The following is an 8741-nucleotide window of genomic DNA, read 5'->3' as shown; positions in this document are numbered from 1 at the left end:
GCCTTTGGAGGCTTTCATGGCCTGACCGACGAAGAAACCGAACATCTTGCCGCGCTTGGCTTCGTCTGCAGCACGGTATTGCTCGACCTGCTCGGCGTTGGCCGCGAGCATTTCGTCCAGCACCGCCGAGATCGCGCCGCTGTCGGTCACTTGCTTCAGGCCGCGCTTTTCGATGATCTCGTCCGCAGTGCCTTCGCCATTGGCCATCGCTTCGAACACCACTTTGGCGATCTTGCCGGAGATGGTGTTGTCCTTGATGCGCTGCAGCATGCCGCCCAACAGCTCGGCGGAGACTGGCGAATCTTCGATGTCCAGGCCTTGCTTGTTGAGCAGGCTGCCCAACTCGACCATCACCCAGTTCGCTGCCAGTTTGGCGTCACCGCCGATGGCCGCGACTTTCTCGAAGTAATCCGCTTGCTCACGGCTGGTGGCCAGCACGTTGGCGTCGTAGGCCGACAGACCGAACTGGCTCTGGAAGCGCTCGCGTTTTTGCGGTGGCAGTTCTGGCAGGGTGGCGCGCACCTCGCCCAGGAACGACTCTTCGATGACCACCGGCAGCAGGTCCGGATCGGGGAAGTAACGGTAGTCGTTGGCTTCCTCTTTCGAACGCATTGGACGGGTCTCGTCCTTGTTCGGATCGTACAGACGGGTCTGCTGGATCACTTTGCCGCCGTCTTCGATCAGCTCGATCTGACGCTGGATCTCGGAGTTGATCGCCTTCTCGATGAAGCGGAACGAGTTGACGTTCTTGATCTCGCAGCGGGTGCCGAACTCGACCTGGCCTTTCGGACGTACCGAGACGTTGCAGTCGCAACGCAGCGAGCCTTCGGCCATGTTGCCGTCGCAGATGCCCAGGTAACGCACCAGCGCGTGGATCGCCTTGACGTAAGCCACGGCTTCCTTGGCGCTGCGCATGTCCGGCTCGGACACGATTTCCAGCAGCGGCGTGCCGGCACGGTTCAGGTCGATGCCGGTGGCACCGTTGAATTCTTCGTGCAGGCTCTTGCCGGCGTCTTCTTCCAGGTGCGCACGGGTGATGCCGACACGTTTGACCGTGCCGTCTTCCAGGGCGATGTCCAGGTGGCCCTTGCCGACGATCGGCAATTCCATCTGGCTGATCTGGTAGCCCTTCGGCAGGTCCGGGTAGAAGTAGTTCTTGCGGGCGAACACGTTGTGCTGACCGATCTCGGCGTCAATCGCCAGACCGAACATCACCGCCATGCGCACCGCTTCCTGGTTCAGCACCGGCAACACGCCGGGCATGCCCAGGTCGATCAGGCTGGCCTGGGTGTTCGGCTCGGAGCCGAACTGGGTGGAACTACCGGAAAAGATTTTCGACCGGGTGGTGAGCTGAGTGTGAATCTCCAGCCCGATCACGACTTCCCATTGCATGTGTGTCTCCTAGCCTTTTGCTGGGGATTTTGAAACGTTGCGAGCGAAGGTAAGGCAAGGCGAAAACTGGCGAGTAAGCGGAGTTGACGTTAGTCAATGAGCATTACGAGCCAGTTTTCAACGCAGCATTACCGAGCGCAGCAGTTTCAAAACCCCTGCGGGGTGCGGGTGTGCCAGTCAGTGTGTAACTGATACTGGTGGGCAACGTTCAACAGGCGACCTTCCTGGAAGTACGGCGCGAGCAACTGCACGCCAACCGGCAGACCGTCGACAAAACCGGCCGGCATCGACAGGCCCGGCAGGCCCGCGAGGTTGGCGGTGATGGTGTAGACGTCTTCCAGATAGGCAGCGACCGGGTCGCTGTTCTTGGCGCCGAGCTTCCAGGCCGGGTTCGGCGTGGTCGGGCCGAGGATGATGTCGACTTCATTAAAGGCCGCCATGAAGTCGTTCTTCACCAGACGACGAATCTTCTGCGCTTTCAGGTAGTAGGCATCGTAGTAACCGGCGGACAGCGCGTAGGCACCGACCATGATCCGGCGCTGCACTTCAGGGCCGAAGCCTTCGCCACGGGAGCGCTTGTACAGGTCGATCAGGTTTTCCGGGTTCTCGCAGCGATGGCCGAAACGCACGCCGTCGAAACGCGACAGGTTCGAGGAGGCTTCTGCCGGCGCAATCACGTAGTACGCAGGAATCGCGTGCTGCATGTTCGGCAGGCTGATTTCCTTGATCACCGCACCGAGCTTCTGCAGCTCTTTGATGCTGTTCTGGATCAGCTCGGCAATGCGCGGGTCGAGACCGGCGCTGAAGTATTCCTTCGGCACGCCGATGCGCAGGCCTTGCAGCGAATCGCCGAGGCTGGCGGAGTAATCCGGAACCGGCTCATCAATGCTGGTGGAGTCGTTCTGGTCGAACCCGGCCATACCTTGCAACAAAATCGCGCAGTCTTCGGCGGTGCGTGCCAACGGGCCGCCCTGATCGAGGCTGGAGGCATAAGCGATCATGCCCCAGCGCGACACGCGACCGTAGGTCGGCTTCAGGCCGGTGAGGTTGGTGAACGCCGCCGGCTGACGGATCGAGCCGCCGGTGTCGGTGGCCGTGGCCGCAGGCAACAGACGAGCGGCAACCGCCGCCGCCGAACCACCGGACGAGCCGCCCGGTACGTGTTCCAGGTTCCACGGGTTTTTCACCGCGCCGTACCAGCTCGACTCGTTGGCCGAACCCATGGCGAATTCGTCCATGTTGGTCTTGCCCAGAGTCACGGCACCGGCAGCGGCCAGTTTCGCGACCACGGTGGCGTCGTACGGGGCCTTGAAGTTATCGAGCATCTTCGAGCCGCAGCTGGTGCGAATGCCCTGGGTGCAGAACAGGTCTTTGTGAGCGATCGGCGCGCCGAGCAGGGCGCCGCTCTCACCGTTGGCCCGGCGTGCGTCGGCGGCTTTCGCCTGCTCGAGCGCCAGCTCTTCGGTGAGGCTGATGAAACTGTTGAGCTGTGGATCGAGCTGGGTGATACGCGCCAGCAGGACTTTGGTCAGCTCTTCGGAGGAAAACTTTTTATCGGCGAGACCGCGGGCGATCTCGGCCAGAGTCATTTGATGCATTGCAGGCTCTTTCCCTTTAGTCGATGACTTTCGGAACCAGATACAGGCCGTTTTCGACCGCTGGTGCGATGGACTGGTAGGCCTCGCGGTGATTGGTCTCGGTCACAACGTCGGCGCGCAGGCGCTGACTGGCTTCCAGCGGGTGGGCCAAAGGCTCGATACCGTCGGTATTGACGGCCTGCATTTCGTCGACCAGCCCGAGAATGCTGTTGAGGGCGGAAGTAATGTGCGGAAGATCGGCATCATTGAGGCCAAGGCAGGCCAGATGAGCGATTTTTTCCACGTCGGAGCGTTCTAGCGCCATCGGGATTCTCCAGTGGAAAACAGAACGGACGGCGTCCGTGTGTTAGATTGTCGGAACACTACCGCACTTCTACGGTCATAAGGCCGCGATTGTGGGGCTTGGTGCACAGAAAAGCGGCCAATTTAACATATTGGCGCCTTGCCCAAAATCCCTGTCGTTGTTAGAGTTTGCCGCACTTTTTTACCCACGCGTTGCCTAGGGTCCCTTTCCCATGTTCAAGAAACTGCGTGGCATGTTTTCCAGCGATCTTTCCATTGACCTGGGCACTGCCAACACCCTTATTTACGTGCGCGAGCGCGGTATCGTCCTGAATGAGCCATCGGTTGTGGCCATTCGGACACACGGTAACCAGAAAAGTGTCGTTGCTGTCGGCACCGAAGCCAAGCGCATGCTCGGCCGTACGCCGGGCAACATTGCTGCCATTCGTCCGATGAAAGACGGCGTAATCGCCGACTTCAGCGTCTGCGAAAAGATGCTGCAATACTTTATCAACAAGGTTCACGAAAACAGTTTTCTGCAGCCTAGCCCTCGTGTGCTGATCTGCGTTCCATGCAAATCCACCCAGGTGGAGCGTCGTGCCATCCGTGAATCGGCCCTTGGTGCCGGTGCCCGTGAAGTATTCCTGATCGAAGAGCCAATGGCTGCTGCGATCGGTGCCGGTCTGCCGGTTGAAGAAGCACGCGGTTCGATGGTTGTCGATATCGGTGGTGGTACCACTGAAATCGCGCTGATCTCCCTGAACGGTGTGGTCTATGCCGAATCCGTCCGCGTGGGCGGCGACCGCTTCGACGAAGCGATCATCACCTACGTGCGCCGCAACTACGGCAGCCTGATCGGTGAATCGACGGCCGAGCGCATCAAGCAGGAAATCGGTACGGCCTACCCGGGCGGCGAAGTTCGCGAAGTCGACGTTCGCGGTCGCAACCTGGCCGAAGGCGTTCCACGCGCATTCACCCTGAACTCCAACGAAGTGCTGGAAGCTCTGCAAGAGTCCCTGGCCACTATCGTTCAGGCTGTGAAAAGCGCCCTGGAGCAATCGCCGCCGGAGCTGGCTTCGGACATCGCCGAGCGTGGCCTGGTGCTGACCGGTGGTGGCGCGCTGCTGCGTGACCTCGACAAGTTGCTGGCCCAGGAAACCGGTCTGCCGGTGATCGTTGCCGAAGACCCGCTGACCTGCGTTGCTCGCGGCGGTGGCCGTGCATTGGAAATGATGGATAAACACACCATGGACCTGCTCTCGAGCGAATAAGTCGCCGAGTGCAATACGTGGGTGAGCGCGCAGGCAGCACTTTGCAGTGCTGCCTGTTGGCGTTTATCTTCTGTCAGTCTTCATCCAGGCCGGTTTGATGCCGTATGAATAAACAGAACATTTGCCTGGGAGGAGCGGCTTATTAAACCGCTTTTCGCCAAGGGCCCTTCGTTGGGTGTGCGCCTGTTGGTGCTGGCCGTGCTGTCGGTCGCGCTGATGGTGGTCGATGCCCGTTTCGATCTGCTCAAGCCTGCGCGCAAACAAGCGTCGCTGGTGCTGATGGATGCCTACTGGATCACTGACCTGCCCGGTCGCCTGTGGGAAGGTGTTGCCAGCCAGTTCGGCAGCCGCACTGAGCTTGTTGCCGAAAACGAAAAACTCAAGACCGAGAACCTGCTGTTGCAGGGCCGCATGCAAAAGCTTGCCGCCCTCACCGAGCAGAACGTGCGGCTGCGCGAGTTGCTCAATTCCTCCGCACTGGTCAACGAAAAGGTCGAAGTGGCCGAGTTGATCGGCATGGACCCCAACCCCTTCACTCATCGCATCATCATCAATAAAGGTGAGCGCGACGGCGTGGTGCTCGGTCAGCCGGTGCTCGATGCCCGCGGCTTGATGGGGCAGGTGGTCGAGTTGATGCCTTACACCTCCCGTGTCCTGCTGCTCACTGACAGTACCCACAGCATTCCCGTGCAGGTGAACCGCAACGGTCTGCGGGCGATTGCCAGCGGTACCGGTAACCCTGAACGACTGGAATTGCGTCACGTCGCCGATACGGCAGACATCAAGGAAGGCGATCTGCTGGTCAGCTCCGGCCTTGGCCAGCGCTTCCCGGCGGGCTATCCGGTCGCCACCGTGAAAGAAGTGATTCACGATTCCGGCCAGCCGTTTGCCATTGTCCGCGCCGTACCGACGGCCGCACTGAACCGCAGCCGCTACATGTTGCTGGTGTTCAGCGACAACCGCACCGCCGAAGAGCGTGCCAACGACGCAGCGCAGGCGCAGGAAAATCTTGATGCACAGGGCGGTGGCCCGGTGATCCCAACGACAGTGCCGAAAGCCGTTACTCCGCCGGCTGCCGCAACAACGCCTGCGACATCGCCGGCTGCACCGGCTGCACCGGCCGCCAGCGCTGCGCCGGCCAAACCCGCAGCAAGCAAGCCGCCAGTGCCTGCAAAACCACCGGCCGCCACACCGGCCGCCGGTAAACCACCGGCGAATCAGCCTGCTGCTCGACCGGCGGCCAAACCGCCTGTCACCGCGCCGGCAACCACCGGGAGGCAAGAATAATGGTCGGGGCTACCGCATCGCGTAACGGCTGGATCGTCTGGCTGACGTTTGTCGTCGGCATATTGCTCAGCGTGTCGCCATTGCCGATCTTCATGGAGATCCTGCGCCCGCTATGGCTGGCCTTGCTTCTGACGTTCTGGGCCTTGTACCTGCCGCATACGGTGGGCATGGTCACGGCGTTCTGCCTGGGACTGGCCGAAGACGTGCTGCAGGGCGACCTGCTCGGTCAGAACGCCTTGATCCTTTCCCTGATCACCTTTCTGGTGCTGTCATTGCAGCAACGCCTGCGGATGTTCCCGATGTGGCAGCAGTGCCTGGTGATCCTGGTGATTTTCGGCCTCGCGCAACTGGTCCAGCTGTGGCTCAGTGCCTTGACCGGCAACCGTCAGCCGACCCTTGCGCTGGTCCTTCCGGCACTGGTCAGTGCCTTGCTCTGGCCGTGGGTCAGCTTTGCTCTGCGTGGATTGCGCCGCCGCTACAAAATCAATTGATCCGGTGAAGCAGGGCACTGAACAGGGAGATGTTTTGATGAAGCCGCTTTACCTCGCCTCCGGATCGCCGCGTCGCCGTGAATTGCTCACGCAGATCGGCGTTCCATTCTCCGCCATCAGCGCGGACATCGACGAAACCCCGCTACCCGAAGAATCGCCTTCGGCTTATGTCGAGCGCCTGGCGCGCGGCAAGGCCGAGGCCGGGCAGTGCACGGTCGTTTCCGACGCAGCGTTCTGCGTCCTGGGCGCCGACACCGCAGTGGTGCTCGACGGCAAAATTCTTGGCAAACCGGTGGACGAAGCCGATGCATGCGCCATGCTGATGATGTTGTCTGGCAAGGAGCATGAAGTGCTGACTGCGATCGCCGTGCGCGAAGGCGAGCGCTGCGAGTCGCGGGTGGTGCGCAGTCTGGTGCGGTTTCGGCCGATCGGTCGCGACGAAGCCGCCGCCTATTGGGCCAGCGGCGAACCCCGGGACAAGGCCGGTGGCTATGGCATTCAGGGGCTTGGCGCGGTGTTTGTCGCCGGCCTCAACGGTAGCTATTCGGCGGTGGTCGGCCTGCCCGTTTGCGAAACCGCAGAACTGTTGGACCATTTCGGCATACCCTGTTGGCAAAACCTGAATGCGCAATAAGCGTCGTACACAAAAGATGCAGCCATTATCGTGAACATGCCTGAACGAGATCCTGCCATGAGTGAAGAGATTCTGATCAACATCACGCCGATGGAGTCGCGCGTGGCGGTGGTCGAAAACGGTGTGCTGCAAGAAGTGCATGTCGAGCGCACGCAAAAACGCGGGATCGTCGGCAACATCTATAAAGGCAAGATTGTCCGCGTACTCCCGGGCATGCAGGCAGCGTTCGTCGACATTGGACTGGACCGTGCCGCGTTCATTCACGCGGCGGAAATCTCCCTGCGTGAAGGGCCTGCGGTGGAGAGCATCAGTTCGCTGGTGCACGAAGGCCAGAGTCTGGTGGTGCAAGTCACCAAGGACCCGATCGGTTCCAAGGGCGCGCGCCTGACCACACAGTTGTCGATTCCTTCGCGCTATCTGGTCTACATGCCGCGCACCGCCCACGTTGGCATTTCCCTGAAAATCGAAGACGAAGCCGAGCGCGAGCGCCTCAAGCAGGTGGTCAGCGATTGTGTGGCCAAGGAAGGGATCAAGGAGGCGGGCGGGTTTATTCTGCGCACGGCCGCCGAAGGTGCCGGTGCCGACGAGATCCTCATGGACATCCGTTACCTGCGCCGTCTGTGGGATCAGATCAACGAGCAGATCAAAACCATCGCTGCACCGAGCGTGATCTACGAAGACCTTGGCCTGGCATTGCGCACCCTGCGTGATCTGGTCAATCCGAAGATCGAGAAGATCCGCATTGATTCGCGGGAAACCTTCCAGAAAACCACGCAGTTCGTCGCCGAACTGATGCCGGAAATCGCCGATCGTCTGGAACACTACCCGGGCGAGCGACCGATTTTCGATCTGTATGGCGTCGAAGACGAAATCCAGAAGGCCCTCGAGCGCAAGGTGCCGTTGAAGTCCGGTGGTTATCTGGTGGTCGATCCGGCGGAAGCCATGACCACCATTGATGTGAACACCGGGGCGTTCGTCGGCCATCGCAATCTGGAAGAAACCATCTTCAAGACCAATCTCGAAGCGGCCACGGCGATTGCACGGCAGATGCGCCTGCGCAATCTCGGCGGGATCATCATCATCGACTTCATCGACATGGAAGACGAAGAGCATCAGCGCCAGGTGCTGCGCACCCTGGAAAAACAGCTGGAGCGCGATCACGCCAAGACCAACATCATCGGCATCACCGAGCTGGGCCTGGTGCAGATGACTCGCAAGCGTACCCGTGAAAGTCTTGAGCAGGTATTGTGCGAACCGTGCAGCAGTTGTCAGGGGCGCGGCAAACTGAAGACGGCGGAAACCATCTGTTATGAGATCTTCCGCGAGATTCTTCGCGAGGCCCGCGCCTATCAGGCCGAGGGTTATCGAGTGCTGGCGAACCAGAAAGTGGTCGATCGCCTGCTCGACGAAGAATCCGGTAACGTCGCCGAGCTTGAAGGGTTCATCGGGCGCACCATACGCTTTCAGGTGGAAACCATGTATTCCCAGGAACAATACGACGTGGTGCTGCTCTGATCACCTGCGTCACATTCAATCCACCGCGGCTGGCCTCAGCTTTTCGCAGTATTTTCGCCATGGGAGCCAACTGACATGGAGCGTCTGACACGCATTCTGGCCGTGCTCACCCGTTGGGGATTGGGCCTGTGCGCGTTGGTTCTGGTGTTGATGGCGTTGTACGTCAGTCTTGGCCGTGAGCTGACCCCGCTGGTGGCCGAGTATCGCGCCGACATCGAAGACAAGGCCAGTGCGGCTTTGGGCATGCCGCTGCAGATCGGTGAGCTGGAAG

9 protein-coding genes are annotated in these 8741 nt (G+C 60.5%); 6 read left to right on the top strand and 3 right to left on the bottom strand.

All coding sequences use genetic code 11. From position 1 onward, the window contains the following. From gatB to gatC, 3 genes are all read right to left on the bottom strand, one after another. On the bottom strand, nt 1–1392 hold a 1392-nt coding region (gene gatB / locus DBR24_RS15690; RefSeq protein WP_128615217.1), incomplete at its 3' end, for an Asp-tRNA(Asn)/Glu-tRNA(Gln) amidotransferase subunit GatB. 146 nt (nt 1393–1538) lie between these two features. Further along, the gene (gene gatA / locus DBR24_RS15685; RefSeq protein ID WP_007961566.1) at nt 1539–2990 is read right to left on the bottom strand and encodes an Asp-tRNA(Asn)/Glu-tRNA(Gln) amidotransferase subunit GatA; all 1452 of its coding nucleotides are present in this window, start codon (nt 2988–2990) and stop codon (nt 1539–1541) included. A gap of 16 nt (nt 2991–3006) precedes the next feature. After that, nucleotides 3007–3294: an Asp-tRNA(Asn)/Glu-tRNA(Gln) amidotransferase subunit GatC gene (gene gatC / locus DBR24_RS15680; RefSeq protein ID WP_007901429.1), complete on the bottom strand. Its 288-nt coding sequence runs from the start codon at nt 3292–3294 to the stop codon at nt 3007–3009. A gap of 211 nt (nt 3295–3505) precedes the next feature. Here gatC and mreB point away from each other — a divergent pair, with 211 nt between their 5' ends. From mreB to DBR24_RS32335, 6 genes are all read left to right on the top strand, one after another. Then, nucleotides 3506–4543 carry a rod shape-determining protein MreB gene (mreB, locus tag DBR24_RS15675; RefSeq protein ID WP_002555108.1) on the top strand — a complete coding sequence of 346 codons (1038 nt, stop codon included), beginning with the start codon at nt 3506–3508 and terminating at the stop codon, nt 4541–4543. 141 nt (nt 4544–4684) lie between these two features. Further along, on the top strand, nt 4685–5830 hold the full coding sequence (gene mreC / locus DBR24_RS15670; protein ID WP_128615215.1) for a rod shape-determining protein MreC: 1146 nt from the start codon (nt 4685–4687) through the stop codon (nt 5828–5830). Continuing rightward, entirely contained in the window at nt 5830–6321 is a 492-nt protein-coding gene (gene mreD, locus DBR24_RS15665; protein ID WP_123464639.1) for a rod shape-determining protein MreD, read from the top strand. Before mreC ends, mreD begins: the two co-directional genes overlap by 1 nt. 37 nt (nt 6322–6358) lie before the next feature. Beyond that, a complete protein-coding gene (locus DBR24_RS15660) occupies nt 6359–6955 on the top strand; it encodes a nucleoside triphosphate pyrophosphatase (protein WP_123464641.1) in 597 nt (198 codons plus the stop codon). A gap of 57 nt (nt 6956–7012) precedes the next feature. Beyond that, complete coding sequence (gene rng / locus DBR24_RS15655; protein WP_064119353.1) at nt 7013–8470, top strand: ribonuclease G; 1458 nt, start codon at nt 7013–7015, stop codon at nt 8468–8470. A gap of 75 nt (nt 8471–8545) precedes the next feature. Continuing rightward, nucleotides 8546–8741: hypothetical protein (locus DBR24_RS32335; protein WP_371921297.1), on the top strand; the 196-nt coding region annotated here is incomplete at its 3' end.

The organism is Pseudomonas sp. HMWF006, from assembly GCF_003061205.1.
In the GTDB taxonomy this organism is placed as follows: domain Bacteria; phylum Pseudomonadota; class Gammaproteobacteria; order Pseudomonadales; family Pseudomonadaceae; genus Aquipseudomonas; species Aquipseudomonas monsensis.
This window is presented reverse-complemented; position numbering and strand designations above follow the sequence as displayed.